Source organism: Shewanella mytili (assembly GCF_046765975.1).
In the GTDB taxonomy this organism is placed as follows: domain Bacteria; phylum Pseudomonadota; class Gammaproteobacteria; order Enterobacterales; family Shewanellaceae; genus Shewanella; species Shewanella mytili.
Genome location: NZ_JBKOUD010000002.1, coordinates 181,483 through 200,275 on the forward strand (window position 1 = coordinate 181,483; position 18,793 = coordinate 200,275).

Genomic DNA, 18,793 nt, shown 5'->3' on the forward strand with positions numbered 1-18,793 from the left:
AGGACACATGTGGCGTGAAGGGCATATTGTTGAGCGTATTGACTGGAATGAACGGCTGTTCAGCCTGAAAATTGCCGTGGATATCGGCCCTTATGTGGCCGGGCAATTTGTCAAGCTGTCAATGCCGCTTGCGGAAAAACGCATAGCGAGGGCTTATTCCATCATTAACCCGCCGGGGGGTGATTACCTTGAAATCCTGGCGGTTAAGGTGCAGGAAGGGCACTTGTCACCAGCACTGCACCAATTGCAGGTTGGAGACCGTATTGACGTGAGTGCTCCGGCCACGGGATTTTTAACCCTGGATGAACTGCCCAGTGGTGAGGTGCGTGGCCGACATTTATGGATGCTGGCTACCGGTACGGCCGTCGGCCCTTTTCTGGCAATGCTGCATACCGACGCGCCATGGCTGCGGTTTGAAAACGTGGTACTGGTTTACAGCGTTAAACATCGTGATGATTTGGCGTATCTGCCTCAGTTACAGGCGCTGGCGGCGATGCAAAGCAAGTTTTGCTTCATCCCCATCACCACCCAGGATTGGGATAAGGAAATGTTGCATTGCCGCATCCCTGACGGTCTCTTGTCTGGCGAGATTGAACAGCGGGCCGGTATTCCCATTAACGCTGCCGATGCGCAAGTGATGCTTTGCGGTAATCCGGGGATGATCCGCCACACGATTGCACTGCTCAGTGAGCGCGGGTTGCGTAAAAATTTACGGCGGGCACCGGGGCAGATAACCACCGAGCAGTATTGGTCCTGATCAGCGCCAAAACCTGCTGTCACTTTATCCAATCATGCGGATGCAAGTCGCCATGCCGCCTGCCACCATGGCGCTGGCGGCGCTCCCGCTCACCATTGCTGCCATAAAGCTCTGTCATGATGCCGATTTCCAGACGCCGTCCATTGCCATGGGTGCGCCTGTCTTCATGGTGCTGGTAATGGCACCTGCAATCATTGCGCCCGCAAGTGGCCAGTGGCAGTCGGGGGGCTTCATGGGACAGAAAACGTTGATTGCCCAAGGCGCTGACCTGGGCACAGGGTGTGCCGCTGCACTGGATGCTAACCGCATGATACGACGTTTTGGGGGATGCCGGTTGTTTGCCGGGAGACTTGTTACGGGGTTGGTGCCGCCGGGCTTTTAGATGATGGCGCATAACATAAACAAGCAACAAGCCAAGCAATAACAGCAAAAGGGGAGTCATCATGGTAATACCCTGTAGCAGTCAGGCAAAAAAGTGAGGTTGATTGAGTCTAGCTGAAATGTGAGCCGGTGCTGTTGCGTTGCCCAGCAGGGGACTTCTTGCCATCCCGTGGCAGGCGCTAACGGCCGCCTTGATTGGTCGAATTAATTGTTTCAAGACATTGCACCTTGTGAACAAAATATCACCATTGTGTTACGTTAATCACCCTTGGGAATGATGGGTTGGAGTATGAGATGCAGCTTGGTAACGGGAGAGATTCACGAAAATGCGCTTGGTTGCGGTTAGTGGCGTTATGGGGCTTTGGGGTATTGTTATCAATGCCGGTAGCGGCCTTTGACCGCATTACCGGGAAGGCATTTGCCAGCCGCTCCGAAGTTTATGCCACCCATGGCATGGCTGCCACCAGTCAACCGCTAGCCACGCAAGTGGCGCTGGATATTCTTAAACAGGGTGGCAGCGCCGTGGATGCCGCCATTGCAGCCAATGCCATGCTGGGATTGGTGGAGCCAACAGGCTCGGGTATCGGGGGGGATTTGTTTGCCATTGTCTGGAGTGCCAAAGAGCAAAAGCTGTATGGACTCAATGCCTCTGGCCGCAGCCCCAAATCGTTGACACTGGCGCAATTGCAAGCCAAAGGGCTTAAATTCCTGCCGCCTTATGGCCCTTTACCGGTCTCGGTACCCGGTGCGGTGGATGGCTGGTATCAGTTGCACGCCAAGTTTGGGGCGCTGCCAATGAAAGCCAACCTGGCCCCCGCCATTCGCTATGCCCGTGAAGGGTTCCCGGTATCGGAACTGATTGCCTATTACATGCAGCTTAGCGGTAAACGCCTGGCCCAATATCCCGGGTTTAAAGAAACCTACATGCCGCAAGGCCATATGCCCGCTACCGGCGATATCTTCAAAAATCCGGCGCTTGCCAATACCTATGAAAAAATTGCCAAGGGCGGACGGGATGAATTTTACAAAGGCAGCATTGCCCGCAGCATTGCCAATTACATGAAAGCCCAGGGAGGTTACCTTGGTTATGATGACCTGGCCTCGCATCACAGTGAATGGGTTGAGCCTGTATCGGTGAACTACCGGGGCTATGATGTGTGGGAATTGCCCCCTAACGGGCAGGGGATTGCGGCACTGCAAATTCTTAAAACCCTGGAGCCTTTTAACCTTCAGGCCATGGGCCAGACCAGCGCCGAATATGTGCACCTGTTTGTTGAAGCCAAAAAGCTGGCGTTTGCCGACAGGGCCAAGTTTTATGGCGACCCGGCGTTTAATCAAATCCCGGTGCAGCAACTGATTGGCGAAGCCTATAACCAGCAGCGCGCCAAGTTGATTGACCCGAACAAGGCGGCGAAAAGTGTGGCGCCGGGCAATCCCAATCTGCAACACGGCGATACCGTGTACCTGACGACCGCCGATAGCCAGGGTAACATGGTATCGCTCATTCAGAGCAACTACCGGGGTATGGGGTCGGGGATGACCCCGCCGGATTTGGGGTTTGTCCTGCAGGACCGTGGGCAGTTATTTGACCTTACCCCCGGCCATTTCAACAGCTATGCCCCGGGCAAGCGGCCGTTTCATACCATCATTCCGGCCTTTGTCACCAAAGCGGGCAAACCCTGGCTGAGCTTTGGCGTGATGGGCGGCGCGACCCAGCCGCAAATGCATGCGCAAATCCTCATCAATCTCATTGATTTTGGCATGAACCTGCAAGAAGCCGGAGATGCTCCGAGGATTTTGCATAGCGGTTCAGCGCAGCCCACCGGCGAGCAGATGCATGACGGGGGATACGTGAGCCTGGAATCGGGCTTTCCCATGGAAACCCGTCGGGAGCTGAGCAAGAAAGGCCATGTGTTGCAGGATGCTTTGGGCGCCTTTGGCGGTTATCAGGCCATCGGGCGTAATCCGCAAACCGGTGTTTATCGTGGCGCGTCAGAAAGCCGAAAAGACGGACAGGTCGCAGGTTATTAACGCTTGGGGTGCCAAGTGCCTTGTTTCAGTGTAAATTTCTGACCAAGTAACGGATAATGGTGTCAAATACGGTTTAAGCTGAGAAAGGATCTATAGATGGAAACATTGAATATGCCTCGGGAACAAGTGGGTATCTGCGCTGAAAGTAACTTGCATGCTGTTTATTTAATGTTTAACGCCAACGAGGGCGTGGAAGCTCAAATGCGTCCTTGCCTGGCCAATATCGCCCAGTACATTTACGAACTGGCGGATCAATATGCAGACAGTGCCTTCAATGGTTTCGTGGCGATTGGCGCCAACTACTGGGATGCATTGTATCCGGATGCCCGCCCTTGTGAGTTACGTCCTTTCCCGGCCATGGAAAGTGAAGATCGTGACGCGCCCGCCATCGAATATGATCTGTTTTTCCATTTGCGCTGCGATCGCCTGGATATTCTGCATCTGGTGGCCAACGAGGTGTACACCATGCTGGAAGGCCTGGCGGAGCTTGAAGAGGAAGAGCGCGGATTTCGCTTCATGGATGCCCGGGATCTGACCGGCTTTGTGGATGGCACCGAAAATCCCAAGGGCCGCAATCGCCAGCAAGTGGCTTTGGTGGCCGATGAAGATCCACTCTTTCGTGGCGGCAGTTATATCCACGTACAGAAATACATCCATAATCTGCGTAAATGGCGTCGCTTGCCTACCAAAAAACAGGAAGACATTTTTGGCCGTACCAAGCAGGACAATATTGAGTACGAATCTGCCGACAAACCTCTCACCGCGCATATCAAGCGGGTGAACCTCAAAGACGAGCAGGGCGAGTCCATGGAAATCCTGCGGCAAAGCCTGCCTTTTGGCTCGGTAAAACAGCAGGGACTGATGTTTATCGCCACCTGTAAAACCCCCAGCCATTTTGAAAAGATGCTGCGCAGCATGATTATCGGCGATAACGACGGGCATCATGATCATCTGATGCACTTCACCCAAGCGGTCACCGGCTCGTCTTTCTTTGCGCCTTCGCTGGATTTTCTGGAACAGTTCAGCGAGTAACGCCGCTTTATCCTGCGGGTTATTTATGTGAAAACGCCCCATCAAGTTTTATGAAATGACTTGGTGGGGCGTTTTGATGTCAATGGCTGCGTGAGGTTGCCGGTGTCAGGCCATCTCAATCGGCATAATTAAACAGGGACTTGACCGTCTCCACGGTGTCGTCAATGGCCTTGATGCAAGACGGGCAGATGAAAATCGTGTCATCGCCGGCAATAGTGCCCAGTATGCCTTCGGGTTTGCCAATGGAGTCCAGCAAACGGGCTATCAACTGGGCGGCACCGGGGCTGGTACGCACCACAATCATGGCCTGGTTGTGATCCACATCCAGCACAAGATTTTTTAGCGGACTGCCAGCGGTTGGCACTCCCAGTTCAGCCGGCAGGCAATATACCATTTCCTGTTTGGCGTTACGGGTGCGAACCGCTCCGAACTTGCTGAGCATCCGCGATACTTTTGACTGGTTGATATTGGCAAAACCTTCGTTTTGCAGCGCACTTACGATTTCACTCTGAGAGCCAAAGCGTTCCTCTTTCAAAATCGCCTTGAAGGTTCTTATCAGATCGTCCTGGTTCTTGGTTACGGTCATATGTGTTCAGAGCCTCTATTCATCCTAATCGGCGTATACTGCATATAGTGCCGCTGAGTGTCAAGTAATAGTCATTTTTGATGAATAAAAATGCAGTCTGCATCAATGGAACATTGATTTTCACTATCGCGAGGGTGATGTTTGTCGTTAACAACACATGGGAATCGGGCATTATGTGACTAATGGATAATTGTTATGAGGTGAGCAATAGCTTAGATTTTTGTCAAAATAAACAAGATCTATATCACATAAATCCCGAGAATGACGGAGAGTACTATGAAAGTTGCTGTACTTGGCGCCGCCGGAGGTATTGGTCAGGCCCTCGCCCTGTTGTTGAAAACTCAGTTGCCCGCTGGTTCTGAATTGTCACTGTATGATATTGCCCCGGTAACCCCGGGTGTTGCTGTAGATCTGAGTCATATTCCCACCGCCGTGGCTGTTAAAGGCTTTGCGGGGGAAGATCCGTCTCCTGCTTTGGTTGGGGCCGATGTGGTCCTGATTTCTGCGGGGGTGGCCCGCAAACCAGGCATGGATCGGGCGGATTTGTTCAATATTAACGCCGGTATTGTGCGTAACCTGATTGAAAAAGTCGCTGTGGTATGCCCCAACGCCTTAATCGGCATTATCACCAACCCGGTAAACACCACGGTTGCCATTGCCGCCGAAGTACTGAAAAACGCCGGGGTGTACGATAAAAAACGGCTGTTTGGTATCACCACGCTGGATGTCATCCGTTCTGAAACCTTTATTGCCGAGCTTAAAGGGCTCAATGTGGCGGATGTGCATGTTAATGTTATCGGCGGTCATAGTGGCGTAACGATTTTGCCATTGCTATCGCAAGTAAAAGGGGTGAGCTTCAGTGATGAAGAGATTGCCCAATTAACCAAGCGTATTCAAAACGCCGGTACTGAAGTGGTTGAAGCCAAAGCCGGGGGAGGAAGTGCTACCTTGTCCATGGGTCAGGCGGCTTTCCGGTTCTGCATGTCGCTGATTAAAGGGCTGCAAGGTGAAGCCAATGTCATTGAGTGCGCCTATGTGGATGGCGGCAGTGATGATGCCCCACTGTTTGCCCAGCCCATTGTGTTGGGTAAAAACGGCATTGAACAGATATTGCCGGTTGGTGAGCTAAGCGCTTTTGAAGTGCAGGCTCGCGACAGCATGCTTGATACCTTGCGGGCAGATATTCAGCTGGGTGTGGATTTTGTAAAATAGCCTGCGCGGCAACAGAAGATTGAGATGTAAAAAAAGCGGCCATTGCCGCTTTTTTTACATCCAAAACGTGAAAACCGCTGACTAATGACTGCGTGAAACTGCAATTTTGGCAAGGCTGATTAATGCCTGTTTGAAATCGCTGTCAGGCAATACGCCAATGGCTTTCACCGCTTTGTCCGCTTCTTCCAGTGCCCGTTGATGGGTGTAATCCAGCGCACCGCAGGCGTGCAGGGTTTCCACAATCATCTCGATATGTTCAGAGCCATCACCTTCTTCAATGGCCTTGCGGATGATTTGGCGTGCATGTTCATCGCCATGCGCCATGGCATAGATTAACGGCAAGGTGGGTTTACCCTCTGCCAGATCATCGCCGATATTTTTGCCCAATTCTTCCGTTTCGGCGGTATAGTCCAGCAGATCGTCCGTAATCTGGAATGCGGTGCCAAGATAGCGGCCGTAATCTGCCAGGGCTTGCTCCATCTCCGTTGATGTTTGGGCCAAAACACCGGCCAGGCGGGTGGCCGCCTCAAAGAGTTTGGCGGTTTTGCAGTAGATGACCCGCATGTAAATATCTTCGGTGGTGCTGGGATCATTACAGTTCATCAACTGCAACACTTCGCCTTCTGCCAGCACATTGGTGGTGTCGGCCAATACCCTGAGCACCACCATGGAGTCCAGCTCGGTCATCATCTGGAAGGCGCGGGTATAAAGGAAATCCCCCACCAGCACGCTGGCGCTGTTGCCAAACAGTGAGTTGGCGGTTTCTCGCCCACGGCGCAGGGTGGATTCATCCACCACATCGTCATGCAGCAATGATGCGGTATGAATAAATTCCACAATGGCGGCCAGTTTCAGGTGCGCTTCGCCTTCATAACCAATGGCTCTGGCTGCCAGCACTGATAACAGTGGGCGCATTCTTTTACCGCCGCCATTGATGATGTAAAAGCCCAGTTGATTGATCAGCGCAACATCGGATTCCAGCTGCTTGTATATCAGTTGATTGACTGCTTGCATATCCGCATCAGCCAGCTGACGGATAATGGTTAAATCCATAGTAGACTCTGATTGAGCGGGACCGCGTATGCGCCCCGACAAAGTGTTATATTTTTAAAGAGTTTACCTAAAATTATTGTATAAGACAGTAGTTAAGCATTGTTTGTGGGCGATAACGCCAGCTTTTTTTGATCTTGGCTATTTTACACTTGCCAGTAGCACATTCTTCGCGTAGAATCCGCGCCCATTGTCATTAAAGTTTTTGTAGCACCCGGACCAATTTGCGGTCGGCGTGTTAGGAATTTCGGAGTAAAATAGCTATGTACGCTGTTTTTCAAAGTGGTGGTAAGCAACACCGAGTTGCTGAAGGTCACACTGTACGCTTGGAAAAAATTGAAGTTGCTACGGGCGAAACCATTGAATTTGACCAGGTATTGCTGGTTGCCAATGGTGAAGACGTAAAAGTGGGTACTCCGCTGGTTGCTGGTGGTAAAGTTGTTGCCACTGTTGTTAGCCACGGTCGTGACGAAAAGGTCACTATTCAGAAGTTTCGTCGTCGTAAACACCACGAGAAGAAAATGGGCCACCGTCAGTGGTTCACCGAAGTTAAAATCACAGCAATCAACGCTTAATTAGGAGTCTGACTAATGGCACACAAAAAAGCTGGCGGTTCTACTCGTAACGGCCGCGATTCAGAAAGTAAACGTCTTGGCGTTAAGCGCTTCGGCGGTGAGTCTGTACTGGCAGGCAACATCATTGTTCGTCAACGTGGTACCAAATTCCACGCAGGTGTAAACGTAGGTATCGGTCGTGACCATACTTTGTTCGCACTGGCTGACGGCAAAGTGAAATTTGAAGTTAAAGGTCCTAACAACCGCAAGTTCGTTAGCATCGAAGAGTAATCTTCAACCTTTACTGCAAAGCCCCGCCATTGGTGGGGCTTTTGTTTTGGCATATTGTTTTTGGTGCCAGCTGAAGTTAACGGATATAATTCGAGCATTCGGCGGTATCAGGAGAGTTTATGAAGTTTGTTGATGAGGCAGTGATTAGAGTCGAGGCCGGCGATGGCGGAAATGGCTGCGTCAGCTTCAGGCGTGAGAAGTATCTGCCTGATGGCGGCCCTGACGGTGGCGATGGCGGCGATGGCGGCAACGTTTATCTGTTGGCTGATGAAAACCTGAATACCTTGATTGATTACCGTTTTGAACGTTTTCATGCCGCTGAGCGAGGTGAAAATGGCCGGAGCCGGGATTGTACCGGGCATGGCGGTAAGGATCTGGTGCTGAGAGTGCCCGTGGGTACCCGTGCCGTAGATGAAGATACCGATGAAGTCCTGGGGGATTTGACCCAGCACGATCAGAAACTGCTGGTCGCCAAGGGCGGTTTCCATGGCTTGGGGAATACCCGCTTCAAAAGCAGTGTTAACCGGGCGCCCCGTCAGCGTACCATGGGTACCCAAGGGGAAGTCCGCAGCTTACGGCTGGAGCTGTTACTGCTGGCGGACGTGGGCTTGCTTGGCTTGCCCAATGCGGGTAAATCCACCTTCATTCGTGCGGTTTCCAGAGCGACTCCAAAAGTGGCCGACTATCCGTTTACCACATTGATCCCCAATCTTGGGGTGGTAAACCCTCGGCCGGGTCAAAGCTTTGTGGTTGCCGATATTCCCGGGCTGATTGAAGGCGCGGCAGATGGTGCCGGGTTGGGGATCCGCTTCCTGAAGCATCTGGAACGTTGCCGGGTGTTACTGCATATTGTGGACATTGAGCCGGTGGATGGTTCTGACCCTGCAGAGTCTGCCAAGGCCATTGTGGCAGAGCTGGAAAAATACTCTCCCAAACTGGCCGGCAAACCCCGTTGGTTGGTGTTCAACAAGGCGGATTTGTTACTGGAAGAGGAACTTCAGGAAAAAGTTGCCAAAGTGGTCGCAGACATAGGCTGGGAAGGTGAGGTATATACTATGTCTGCCTATACACGCGAAGGCACTGCCAAACTGACCGAGAAGCTGTATGACTTTATCAGTCAGTTGCCACCGGAAGCGGCAGATGAGGACTCAGAGGATGAGGTAAACTTCAAATGGGGGAGTGAGCATCAACAGGATGCTGACGATCTCAATGAAGATTATGATGATGACTTTGACGACGATTTTGATGACGATGATTACGACGTCGAGGTTATATACCAACGTTAATCGCTGATATGAGAGAGCCTGAATCCCTGTGTACGCTGATACCCAAAACGATATCACCCGGCAGGTAGTCCGGGCCGCTCAACTATTGTTGGCTTATGGCGCTGAATCCGACTTGGTGGAAGAGTTGAGTCAGCGCCTCGGACAGGCACTGGGGCTTGCCAGTGTGGAGTTGTCCATTTCCTCCAACGCCCTGGTACTGACCAGCCTGGTACATGGGCGTTGTGTTACCACCACTCGGCGCATTCGGCAGCACGGCATTAATATGGCGGTTGTCTGTGAGTTGCAGCGCATCTGCTTGTTAACGGAAAAAGGCTTATATGGCCCTAATGACGTGCGCAAACGCCTGGCGCATATCCGCCCCCGCAGTTATCCCAAATGGGTACTCATTCCTTTTGTTGCGCTCTCGTGCGGCAGCTTTTGCCACTTGTCAGGTGGTGATGCAGCCGCCTGTTTAATCACCTTTTTTGCCTCTGCCATCGGCATGTACGTGCGCCTGGCCATGGCGGCCAAACATTTTAACGTGTTGGTGAATTTTGCAGTGACGGCATTTATCACCAGCATTTTGGCGCAGGTGGGCTTCATGTACCCGCTAACCGCCACCCCCAGGCTTGCAGTAGCTGCTGCTGTGTTAATGCTGGTGCCGGGCTTCCCCATGATTAATGCCATTTCCGATATGGTCAAAGGCCACATGAATGTGGGCATTGCCCGTTGGGGACAGGCGACGTTGATGACGGTGGCCTCGGTGATTGGCATTACCATTGCCATGCAGATAGGGGGGTTGCTGGAATGATGGCGCTATTGTTGCAATTGATTGATGATGCCTTTTTTGCATCCTTCCCCGCAATTGGCTTTGCCATGCTGTTTAATGTGCCGCGGCGCTTTTTGCCCTATTGCGCACTTGCCGGGGCGGTAGGTCACTGTTTTCGTACCATCCTGATGCAGTTTCTGTCAGTACCGATTGAGTGGGCCACCTTTATGGCGGCAGCCTTGATTGGGGTGATGACCATTGTGTTTGCCAAGCGCCATTTGGCACCGCCTTTGTTATACGGGGTTGCGGCCATCATTCCGATGATCCCGGGCTCCTATGCTTACAATACGGTGATTGCACTGGTGGAGTTGGCGGCCCATTCTGAAGTTCAGCCTGAGGTATTGGCCCAAGTGGCGCTGAACGGCGTGAAAACCGTCTTTATTTTGGGGGCGCTGTCCGTGGGATTGGCAATGCCATCATTGGTGTATTATCGTACCCGCCCAATCATTTAATCTGTCTTACAGACGGCTACGGAGAAGGTCATGCAAATCGCGTTGATTGCCGCGATGGCAAATAATCGGGTCATTGGCAAAGATAATAATATGCCCTGGCATTTGCCGGAGGATTTACGTCATTTCAAACAAGTGACCATGGGCAAACCGGTAGTGATGGGGCGGCGCACATTCCAATCCATAGGGCGGCCGTTACCCGGCAGGCAAAATATCGTGATCACCCGTGAAGCGCAGTTGCAGTTTGCCGGCGTGACCATGGCAAGCTCGTTAAGCGATGCTGTTGCCAAAGCCGACACATGTGATGAACTGATGATTATCGGTGGTGGGCAGTTATACCAAGAAGCATTGCCGTTGGCAGACAAGCTGTACTTAACCCATATTGAGCTGGATGTGGCGGGAGATACCTGGTTCCCCCAGTGGGATGATGGCAGCTGGCTTAAAATCGCGGAAGACAGCAACCGCAGCGCTGACGGGCTGGCGTATCATTTTGTGACGTATCAGAAGCGAACTGCAGAAAAATAGCGCTCGCTTGGGCAATATTGCTTGAGATGCATGCGCCTGTGGCCTTGGGCCAAACAGGCGCATGATAGTGCTTAAGCTTCCAGATGACCGCAGAAACGGTAGCCCTCACCATGAATGGTGGCAATGATTTCAGGGGTGTTCTGGTGACTTTCAAAATGCTTGCGAATACGGCGGATGGTGACATCCACTGTGCGATCATGAGGTTTCAGCTCACGGCCGGTCATCTTCATTAACAGCTCTGCACGGGTGAGAATTTTCCCGGGATTTTCCACAAAATGCAGCATGGCACGGAACTCGCTGCGGGGCAGTTTGTAGTATTCATTTTCCGGGCTTACCAGCGAACGGCTGTTAATATCCAGGCTCCAGCCATTGAATTTATAGCTTTCCACTGCGGCTTTGTCTTCTGGCTCGTTACCACTGGTGGTTACCCGGGTCAGCAGGTTGCGGGCACGAATGGTCAGCTCCCGGGGATTGAACGGCTTGGTGATATAGTCATCAGCGCCAATTTCCAAACCGAGGATTTTATCCACTTCATTATCGCGCCCGGTCAAGAAGATAAGACCGATATTGTTGATTTCGCGCAATTCCCGAGCCAGTAACAGGCCGTTTTTACCTGGCAGGTTGATATCCATAACTACCAGATTGATATTGTTTTCCTGGAGTGCTTGATGCATCTCGGCGCCATCATTGGCCTCTGTAACAACATATCCTTCAGCTTCAAAAATACTTCTCAGCGTGTTACGGGTAACGGCTTCATCTTCAACGATAAGAATGTGCGGGTTTTGCATATCATGTACCTAATAAATCAGATTGTCCTAACCATGAGCGGAGCTCATATCCGGTTGTTTTCTATGGTTCCCGAAGGCGTCATGCCTGTGTGCGGGGTAAAACCGCGTTACATCGTCGGCACTGCATGATTAGTTTAAGTTTGCAATGGTGGTTACCCATGTGCAAATTGTATTAGCTGAGATATCCCAATATGGATTTAGTTCCTGATTTCTATGGATATCCAGCTTATTTTTTCAAGATCCAAGAAGATCACTTAGGGTGCTTGGGATCTGGATGCTGCAACTTTGGAGAATAATAAGGCAGTATCAACAGCACACTATGACCGAAATGAAAATACCTGAATATTGTACTCTTATTGTGCATTTGTTAACAAATGAAATGTTAAAAAAGCGCAGGTGATTTTATATCGGGGCATGTTACGGCTGAAATTACGGCAGTGTTAATGGGGTAGCGTCATGTTTTGGTAGAGATTGTATGTTTTGCTAGGCTTTGTTCAAGGTGTTAATCAATCACGTCAAGAGGCTCCTGTTTAATGGATGATGGATTTGACTTGTTGTGGCAATACTACCTCGATACCTGCTTTCTATTGAGCCAACCCATTTCTGATGGGGTTTCTTTTGCCATTATTACGGCGCATAACCCGCTGGGAGAAGTGTTAACGCCAAGCCAGAACCGGCTGCGGGACCGGGCATTGCAACAGGATATTGCTCAATTGCAGGTGCCTTACAGGATGATTGTCGGGGCGGCGCCCGATCTCAGCCATATGGAAAAAAGCTGGGCGTTATTTACTTCCCGGCCCCAGGCATTGCAATTGGCAACCAAATATCAGCAAAACGCCTTTTATTATGTCAATTGTGGGGTGGTGTATTTGATCCCCTGTCTGAAAGGCCGGCATGTGGGGGAAATGGGGCGGTTTTGTCAGCGGGTGAGAATTGTGCCTGAATTGCCTGACGGCGTGTAGCCCGGCAGTGGTAGTGCTGACTGATTTTTCATCCCGGGTTAAAATATCGTTGACTTAATCTCAATATTGTTGCTAATGTCGGCAACCGTCATCCGTGGAGTCATCCATCGGACGGCACAGAAGAGGAGCGTTAACTAGGTAGTGAACTTGAGGAGGCCAATCTCCAGTGACGGTTCATGAGGGAGATTAACGCCGAGGTGAGAGGAGGCTTGGTCAATCCTGTCATCGGTTATTCAGGCTGAATCCTGATGACTGTCACCGTATTTTGGTGGAGAGCTTCTGGTGAGGATGATTGTTCCCTTTCCTTGGGTGCCTTTGTATCAACGCCAGGCTCTTCGAACGACATTTGTTCGGAGCTGATCATGAATTCAATGCAAGTTTACCTGTGGTTTCCTGTTATGCGGGAGGTCAGGTAATGTCCTTAATTGTTGCTAAATTTGGTGGCACATCCGTTGCCGATTATGAGGCCATGGCGCGCTGCGCCGATATCGTATTAGCCAATCCCTCTACCCGACTGGTAGTGACCAGCGCGTCCAGTGGCGTGACCAATTTACTCGTGGCGCTGGCACAAACAGGGCTGCCTGAATCCCAGCGTTTGGCCCTGCTCAAGCAGATTGCAGCCATTCAGTATGCCATTGTCGACAGATTACCCCACAACGATGAAGTGGCAGCCGCCATTGACAGTCTGTTAACGCGCATTGATGTGGTGAGCCAGCAATTGCAGCATGAAGCCGACAAGGCCCTGACCGATGAACTGCTGTCTTTGGGAGAACGCTGCGCCTCGATTTTGTTTGCTGCGGTTTTTCGGGCCAAAGGCGCGGTTGCTGAAGCGTTTGACGTGCGCCAGGTGCTGCGTACGGATAGCCATTTTGGCAAAGCCGAGCCACAAATCGGCCAGATCCGCGAGTTTAGCCAAAAGCTGTTGCTGCCCGGGTTGGCTTCACGATTATTGGTGACGCAAGGCTTCATCGGGGCTGACGCCGATGGGCATACCACCACCTTGGGACGTGGTGGCAGCGATTATTCTGCCGCCTTGCTGGCAGAAGCCCTTGAAGCGGAGGCACTGCAGATTTGGACCGATGTGGCGGGTATTTACACCACCGATCCCCGTTTGGCCCCCAATGCCAGACCCATTGCGGAAATCAGTTTTAATGAAGCTGCCGAAATGGCGACCTTTGGTGCCAAGATATTGCATCCGGCCACCATTTTGCCGGCCGTGCGCCAGCAAATCCAAGTGTTTGTGGGATCCAGCAAGGCGTCGGAAAAAGGCGGCACCTGGATCCGCCATCAAGTGAACAACCCTCCGGTGTATCGGGCGGTTGCCTTACGGCGGGATCAGACCTTGATGAACCTGCACAGTTTGCAGATGCTGCATTCGCCGGGTTTTTTGGCAGAAACCTTTGCCACCCTGGCACGCCATAAAATATCGGTGGATCTCATCACCACCTCGGAGGTGAATGTGGCGTTAACCCTAGATAAAACCGGTTCACAATCCAGTGGTCAATGCCTGTTAACCGAGGCGTTATTGCAGGAATTGTCCCAGCATTGCCGAGTTCGGGTTGAAGACAATCTGGCACTGGTGGCGGTTATCGGTAATCAGATTGCCTCCACGCCGGGGATTTGCCAGCGGGTGTTCAGTGTGTTGGCACCCCATAATGTGCGCTTGATTTGCCAAGGGGCCAGTTCCCACAATCTTTGCATCTTGGTGCATGAAGCCGAAGCGGCCGATGTGGTGGCCACCTTGCACCGGGCATTGTTCGAGGCGCCATAGCCGGTTGCGCAAAGGGCAACTGACAGCAACAGGCGGCAATGGGCCTGTTGCTGAGATGCGCAGCCCTAGGGTTTTACGGCGCGAACGATGGGGTTTTGCAAGCTTATCAAGGTTTCTGTGGACTGGATTTCGTCAATGGACTGAATGCGGTTGATCAGCACATGCTGCAGTGCATCGATTGATTGACACATCACTTTGACAAAAACGCTGTAGTTGCCTGTGGTGTAGTAGGCTTCCACCACTTCTTCCAGCTCGTTGAGCTTGGAGATGGCTGCTGGATAATCGCCGGCACTTTTCAGGTTGATGCCGATAAAGCAGCACACGTCATAGCCCAGCGCTTTTGGGTTGACGGTAATTTGGGCACCCGTAATGATGCCGGCCTGTTTCATCTTTTCCACCCGGACATGGATGGTGCCGGCACTTACATTAAAGCGTTTGGCCAGTTCCGCGAATGGCGTCCGTGCGTCCACCATCAACGCTTCGAGTATCTGGTTGTCCAGTTGATCTCTTTGAAATGATGTATCCACAATCACTTGCCTTTAGTTTTTTTTATCAGCCATAAATTTACGTTTTTTATTATCACTTTACCAGTCAACAGCACAATTTTGTGGCAAATGCACTGTAAGGAAATGATACCGGCATTATTGGTCGCCTTGCGCTTCTGTAAAGGGGACTTTGGTGGTAAAGCTCATGGGCTCACCTGAGTAGGGATGGGTGAAACTGAGTTCGGCTGCGTGTAGCAGCAAGCGGGGGGCAAGGGCTTTGACTTCGGGGTCGGCATAAAAGCCGTCGCCTAATATGGCATGTCCCAGTGACATCATGTGAACCCGCAGTTGATGGGATCGGCCGGTGACCGGTGTCAGCTTGACCAAGGTGGACCGGTGTCCGTAGGAAATTGCCTGATAGTGGGTGACGGAGGGTTTGCCGATGTCAAAGTCCACTTTTTGCCGCGGGCGGTTGGGCCAGTCGCAAATAAGCGGTAAATCCACGGTGCCTTCACCCTCAAGGCGGCCCGCTACCCGGGCCAAATAAACCTTGTGGGTTTCCCTGTCCTGAAACTGGCGTTTCAGCTCCCGCTCTGCGTTACGCCTCAAGGCCAGCACCAGCAAGCCAGAGGTGGCCATGTCCAGTCGGTGCACCACTTGAGCCTGGGGGTGCAGTTGCAATACCCGGCTGAACGCGCTGTCATGATGTTCCGCGGCACGGCCGGGCACCGAGAGCAATCCGGAGGGTTTGTTGATGACGATGATATCCCGATCCTGATACAGGATATCCAGCCAGGGCAGGCGTGGTGGTTGGTAAATGAAATCGCTCATGGGAATGGTCTCAGGCAAACGGAGCGCAACTGTACCCGTGCCAATAACGGGATGCAAGTAAGGGAGAAAAACCTGCGGCCTCAGGCAAAACTGTTACCGGCCAGATGCATGATGCAGAAGGTCCACACGACAAAGGCCAATATGCTGTGGATGAACCCGTAAAAGGCCTGATCCAGGCGCTTTAAACCACCGGCATCCCAGATAAGATACAGATGCAGGCCAATGACCAGCGGAAACAGTGCCAGCAACACTCCCAGTATGAACGTATTGCCGTCACCAAAAAGAGCGCGGCCCAACAGCGACCAACCCACCATTACGGCAGTGGTAATGGGCGGAAGGGCTAAGCGGTACTGCTCTGGATAGGGGAAAAGCATGATGTCATCCTTTATGAAACCGGTCGTTAATCCTGGTTGCTGTAAAACGGCCTCCATTGGACATTGACCGTCACTGACCATCAGCATGGCGAGCCGCATCCAAAGTAATGCAATGGCCATCGTTTGGCAAATATCAGCAGCAGCGAAATCAATCACCCGAATGGCGCGGTTTCAGGGGAAATTCATTTTTTGCAAAAAAATTAACGAAAATTGATAAGTCGATAGGAAAAAATGGAAAAAACGAATGACAACTCCGATTTTTTTTGCAAAATGCTGGAAAGCGTCAATCAAAGCTGCTTATGAGGATTTTGTCGCAGTAACATAAAGCCCGGCGCCACTTCAGTTATCGTTTTTTACCCTTCCTTTTGTACCAGTTCCATTTTTTCGAATCTTAGTTATAAAACTTACAAAACCATCCTGCTGAACTTTTTGTGATTGAGTTAAATATTAAGTTGTTAACTTAGTGCTATCTTTTTTCAGGGAATGTGCAGGTAAGTTATTGCGTAGGAAAGTAAACCTGTCTACTCATTGTTCAATTTATCGGGGCGATAACGTCTGTGAATTGAGGGCACTGCCTGTTGCACGTTCTTTTGGGAGATATGCCAAATGGAGATATATCGTTCAATAAATAACAAATCCTATTTGGCGTGACTATTATTACTGCGTTAGTGATTATTTGGGAGGAACATTTTATGTTCTCGGCAACACTGAAACGAACCAGCTTGGCGCTGGCGTTATCTGGTTTTATCGCCGGCTCGGCGTATGCAGCACCGGAGGTTCTGGCAGATTTCCATCAGGAGATGGGAGACTGCTCAACTTGCCACGTCTCCAAAAAAGGCCCAACAGATGACAACCTTACCCATGAAAACCAGCAGTGCACCAGCTGTCATGGCACCATGGACGATATGGCTGCGCAGGATGCCGAAAAGAAACTGAAAGTTTCTCCACACAAATCGCATCTGATTGGTGAAATTGCATGTACCTCTTGCCACAAAGGTCATGAAAAATCAGTTGCTTACTGTGACGCTTGCCACAGCTTCGATTTTGACCTGCCATTTGCTGGCAAATGGGAACGTAAATTTGTTCCTATCGACGTAAACAAAGATGCCCAGGAAAAAGCGATTGCTGCCGGTCCTCGTGACACAACTGATGTTGTTATCGTAGGTTCAGGTGGTGCTGGTTTGGCTGCCGCTGTGTCTGCACACAACAATGGCGCCAAAGTAATCCTGCTGGAAAAAGAACCCGTTGCTGGTGGTAACACCAAACTGGCTGCCGGTGGCATGAACGCCGCTGAAACTCAGTTCCAGGCTAAGCTTGGCATCAAAGACAAAGTGTCAACCATGATTGATGACACCATGAAAGGCGGCCGTAACATCAACGACCCAGCCCTGGTGAAAGAACTGGCACAGAACTCTTCTGATTCCATCGACTGGCTGACCTCCATGGGCGCTGACATGAGCGACATCGGCCGTATGGGTGGCGCAAGTGTTAACCGTTCTCACCGTCCTACTGGTGGTGCCGGTGTGGGTGCTCACGTAGCACAGGTACTGTATAACGCCGCTGTGAAAAGTGGTGCTGACATCCGCCTGAACAGCCGCGTAGTACGCATTCTGGAAGACGCTGCCGGTAACGTGACTGGCGTACTGGTTGAAGGTAAATACACTGGCTACTACGTGATCAAGTCAAAAGCTGTGATCATGGCGACTGGTGGTTTCGGTAAAAACAACGATCGTGTTGCCAAATACGATCCTGCACTGAAAGGCTTTGCTGCTACCAACCATCCTGGTGCTACCGGTGACGGTCTGGACGTAGCCCTGGCTGCCGGCGCTGACACTCGCGACCTGAAATACATCCAGGCTCACCCAACTTGGTCTCCAGTGGGTGGCGTGATGGTAACTGAAGCCGTACGTGGTAACGGTGCCATCCTGGTAAACCGCGAAGGTAAGCGTTTCGTTAACGAAATCACTACTCGTGACAAAGCATCTGCCGCCATTTTGAAACAGACTGGCGCAAGTGCCTTCCTGGTATTCGATGACTCAGTACGTAAGAGCTTGAAGAAAATCGAAAACTACATCCACTTGGGTATTGTGACCGAAGGCAAAACCGTTAAAGAACTGGCTGAAAAAATGAACATGCCAGTGCCTGCCTTGGAAAAAACCATCGCTAGCTACAACGGCTTTGTGAAGACTGGTAAAGACACTGAATTTGCCCGTCCTAACCTGCCTCGCGACCTGGTAAGCGCGCCTTACTATGCAATCGAAGTTAAGCCAGCTGTTCACCACAGCATGGGCGGTCTGAAGATTGATACCAAAGCAGAAGTGATGAACAAGAAAGGTTCTACCATTAAAGGCCTGTTTGCTGCCGGTGAAGCCACTGGTGGTGTTCACGGTGCCAACCGTCTGGGTGGTAACGCTATCTCTGATATCGTGACCTTCGGTCGCATCGCAGGTAAATCTGCTGCCGAGTTTGTTAAAGCCAAATAAGCTTAACAACTTGCATTAGCAATGATTGGCGGTACTTACCGCCATTGATAAAAGCGGACGATAATTCGTCCGCTTTTTCTTTTGTTACCAAAGGTGATGAGGCTCGGACAGCCGGGGAGATTTTCCCTATACTGCAG

20 protein-coding genes and 1 riboswitch are annotated in these 18,793 nt (G+C 51.3%); of the genes, 13 read left to right on the plus strand and 7 right to left on the minus strand.

Annotation, left to right across the window (positions count from 1 at the left end; all coding sequences use genetic code 11):
- Window positions 1-7: 7 nt before the first annotated feature.
- Entirely contained in the window at window positions 8-757 is a 750-nt protein-coding gene (locus ACIDEJ_RS03560; protein ID WP_411986721.1) for a ferredoxin--NADP reductase, read from the plus strand.
- A gap of 19 nt (window positions 758-776) precedes the next feature.
- Here the strand turns inward: ACIDEJ_RS03560 and ACIDEJ_RS03565 are convergent, their stop codons facing one another.
- The gene (locus tag ACIDEJ_RS03565; protein ID WP_411986722.1) at window positions 777-1,202 is read right to left on the minus strand and encodes a hypothetical protein; all 426 of its coding nucleotides are present in this window, start codon (window positions 1,200-1,202) and stop codon (window positions 777-779) included.
- 314 nt (window positions 1,203-1,516) lie between these two features.
- Here ACIDEJ_RS03565 and ggt point away from each other — a divergent pair, with 314 nt between their 5' ends.
- Entirely contained in the window at window positions 1,517-3,169 is a 1,653-nt protein-coding gene (gene ggt / locus ACIDEJ_RS03570) for a gamma-glutamyltransferase (protein WP_411986862.1), read from the plus strand.
- Between the two features lie 96 nt (window positions 3,170-3,265).
- The gene (locus ACIDEJ_RS03575; protein ID WP_411986723.1) at window positions 3,266-4,201 is read left to right on the plus strand and encodes a Dyp-type peroxidase; all 936 of its coding nucleotides are present in this window, start codon (window positions 3,266-3,268) and stop codon (window positions 4,199-4,201) included.
- A 115-nt stretch (window positions 4,202-4,316) separates the two neighbouring features.
- Here ACIDEJ_RS03575 and argR read toward each other — a convergent pair whose 3' ends face one another.
- Window positions 4,317-4,787 (minus strand): transcriptional regulator ArgR, encoded by a 471-nt coding sequence (argR, locus tag ACIDEJ_RS03580; RefSeq protein WP_411986724.1) that lies wholly within the window; start codon window positions 4,785-4,787, stop codon window positions 4,317-4,319.
- 276 nt (window positions 4,788-5,063) lie between these two features.
- Between argR and mdh the strand changes: the two genes are divergently transcribed.
- Window positions 5,064-5,999, plus strand: a complete 936-nt coding sequence (mdh, locus tag ACIDEJ_RS03585) for a malate dehydrogenase (RefSeq protein WP_411986725.1) — start codon at window positions 5,064-5,066, stop codon at window positions 5,997-5,999.
- Window positions 6,000-6,080: 81 nt separating this feature from the next.
- Here mdh and ispB read toward each other — a convergent pair whose 3' ends face one another.
- The gene (gene ispB / locus ACIDEJ_RS03590) at window positions 6,081-7,052 is read right to left on the minus strand and encodes an octaprenyl diphosphate synthase (RefSeq protein ID WP_411986726.1); all 972 of its coding nucleotides are present in this window, start codon (window positions 7,050-7,052) and stop codon (window positions 6,081-6,083) included.
- 260 nt (window positions 7,053-7,312) lie between these two features.
- Here ispB and rplU point away from each other — a divergent pair, with 260 nt between their 5' ends.
- The 6 genes from rplU to folA all read left to right on the plus strand — a co-directional run bounded on the left by rplU (window position 7,313) and on the right by folA (window position 10,962).
- Entirely contained in the window at window positions 7,313-7,624 is a 312-nt protein-coding gene (gene rplU, locus ACIDEJ_RS03595; protein WP_411986727.1) for a 50S ribosomal protein L21, read from the plus strand.
- A 15-nt stretch (window positions 7,625-7,639) separates the two neighbouring features.
- Window positions 7,640-7,894 carry a 50S ribosomal protein L27 gene (gene rpmA / locus ACIDEJ_RS03600; RefSeq protein ID WP_212595592.1) on the plus strand — a complete coding sequence of 85 codons (255 nt, stop codon included), beginning with the start codon at window positions 7,640-7,642 and terminating at the stop codon, window positions 7,892-7,894.
- Window positions 7,895-8,013: 119 nt separating this feature from the next.
- Complete coding sequence (cgtA, locus tag ACIDEJ_RS03605; protein WP_411986728.1) at window positions 8,014-9,180, plus strand: Obg family GTPase CgtA; 1,167 nt, start codon at window positions 8,014-8,016, stop codon at window positions 9,178-9,180.
- 28 nt (window positions 9,181-9,208) lie between these two features.
- On the plus strand, window positions 9,209-9,970 hold the full coding sequence (locus tag ACIDEJ_RS03610) for a threonine/serine exporter family protein (protein ID WP_411986729.1): 762 nt from the start codon (window positions 9,209-9,211) through the stop codon (window positions 9,968-9,970).
- Window positions 9,967-10,440 (plus strand): threonine/serine exporter family protein, encoded by a 474-nt coding sequence (locus ACIDEJ_RS03615; RefSeq protein ID WP_411986730.1) that lies wholly within the window; start codon window positions 9,967-9,969, stop codon window positions 10,438-10,440. The genes ACIDEJ_RS03610 and ACIDEJ_RS03615 overlap by 4 nt, the downstream gene beginning before the upstream one ends.
- Window positions 10,441-10,470: 30 nt before the next feature.
- On the plus strand, window positions 10,471-10,962 hold the full coding sequence (folA, locus tag ACIDEJ_RS03620) for a type 3 dihydrofolate reductase (RefSeq protein WP_411986731.1): 492 nt from the start codon (window positions 10,471-10,473) through the stop codon (window positions 10,960-10,962).
- 71 nt (window positions 10,963-11,033) lie between these two features.
- Here folA and arcA read toward each other — a convergent pair whose 3' ends face one another.
- Complete coding sequence (gene arcA / locus ACIDEJ_RS03625; RefSeq protein WP_411986732.1) at window positions 11,034-11,750, minus strand: two-component system response regulator ArcA; 717 nt, start codon at window positions 11,748-11,750, stop codon at window positions 11,034-11,036.
- Between the two features lie 533 nt (window positions 11,751-12,283).
- On the opposite strand from arcA, the gene ACIDEJ_RS03630 reads away from it, so the two are divergent.
- Together ACIDEJ_RS03630 and lysC are read left to right on the plus strand one after the other, a co-directional pair.
- On the plus strand, window positions 12,284-12,712 hold the full coding sequence (locus ACIDEJ_RS03630; protein WP_411986733.1) for a DUF3293 domain-containing protein: 429 nt from the start codon (window positions 12,284-12,286) through the stop codon (window positions 12,710-12,712).
- 112 nt (window positions 12,713-12,824) lie between these two features.
- A riboswitch (Lysine riboswitch) is annotated at window positions 12,825-12,999 on the plus strand.
- A gap of 128 nt (window positions 13,000-13,127) precedes the next feature.
- The gene (gene lysC / locus ACIDEJ_RS03635) at window positions 13,128-14,483 is read left to right on the plus strand and encodes a lysine-sensitive aspartokinase 3 (RefSeq protein ID WP_411986734.1); all 1,356 of its coding nucleotides are present in this window, start codon (window positions 13,128-13,130) and stop codon (window positions 14,481-14,483) included.
- 65 nt (window positions 14,484-14,548) lie between these two features.
- Here lysC and asnC read toward each other — a convergent pair whose 3' ends face one another.
- From asnC to ACIDEJ_RS03650, 3 genes are all read right to left on the minus strand, one after another.
- The gene (gene asnC / locus ACIDEJ_RS03640) at window positions 14,549-15,010 is read right to left on the minus strand and encodes a transcriptional regulator AsnC (RefSeq protein ID WP_411986735.1); all 462 of its coding nucleotides are present in this window, start codon (window positions 15,008-15,010) and stop codon (window positions 14,549-14,551) included.
- 114 nt (window positions 15,011-15,124) lie between these two features.
- Complete coding sequence (gene rluA / locus ACIDEJ_RS03645) at window positions 15,125-15,799, minus strand: bifunctional tRNA pseudouridine(32) synthase/23S rRNA pseudouridine(746) synthase RluA (protein WP_411986736.1); 675 nt, start codon at window positions 15,797-15,799, stop codon at window positions 15,125-15,127.
- A gap of 80 nt (window positions 15,800-15,879) precedes the next feature.
- On the minus strand, window positions 15,880-16,173 hold the full coding sequence (locus tag ACIDEJ_RS03650; protein ID WP_411986737.1) for a hypothetical protein: 294 nt from the start codon (window positions 16,171-16,173) through the stop codon (window positions 15,880-15,882).
- Between the two features lie 692 nt (window positions 16,174-16,865).
- Here ACIDEJ_RS03650 and ACIDEJ_RS03655 point away from each other — a divergent pair.
- Window positions 16,866-18,656: a flavocytochrome c gene (locus ACIDEJ_RS03655; protein WP_411986738.1), complete on the plus strand. Its 1,791-nt coding sequence runs from the start codon at window positions 16,866-16,868 to the stop codon at window positions 18,654-18,656.
- Window positions 18,657-18,793: the final 137 nt, after the last annotated feature.